The sequence below is a fragment of the Aquabacterium parvum genome (genome assembly GCF_001447195.1).
GTDB lineage: Bacteria > Pseudomonadota > Gammaproteobacteria > Burkholderiales > Burkholderiaceae_C > Aquabacterium > Aquabacterium parvum.
Genome location: NZ_LFRI01000427.1, coordinates 1 through 440 on the forward strand (window position 1 = coordinate 1; position 440 = coordinate 440).

The window sequence follows — 440 nt, forward strand, 5'->3', positions numbered from 1 at the left end:
ACCCATCGCTGAACCAGTGCTGCCACCCGGTGAACGCCAGCCATGGCGACGTGGGCGGGCTGCTCCGCGCCCAGCATCACCGTTCGTTGGTGGTCGTAGCCCAGGTCTTTGAGCGAGCGGTATGCGGCGGACCCATCGGTGCGCAGGGTGCAGCCGGGCTCGACGCTGGCCTGAATAAAGGGCACAACACTGCTTGCCGAGTCGTCCGGGATGTGTCGAAGACGGATGCGACCGAAGCCTTTGGGATCGATCATCTCCACGGCAATCGCGACCAAGACCTTGTCGGTATTGTTCTTTCGCCTCTTCGGGGAAATCGGCACCTGGCGATCCGTGATGGCCAGATAGGTCTCGTCGACCTCCACCAAGCCCTTGAGCCGCTCACGTCCGGGCCTGACCATCGCCTGGCGAAAACGATGCAGCATGGCCCAGGCCGTCTGGTA

The 440-nt window shown here is 63.2% G+C and carries 1 protein-coding gene; it reads right to left on the reverse strand.

Annotated features, from left to right (window positions below; all coding sequences use genetic code 11):
* A partial coding sequence (locus tag ABG80_RS17370; protein WP_152987710.1) for an IS1595 family transposase occupies positions 1-440 on the reverse strand: 440 nt, incomplete at both ends.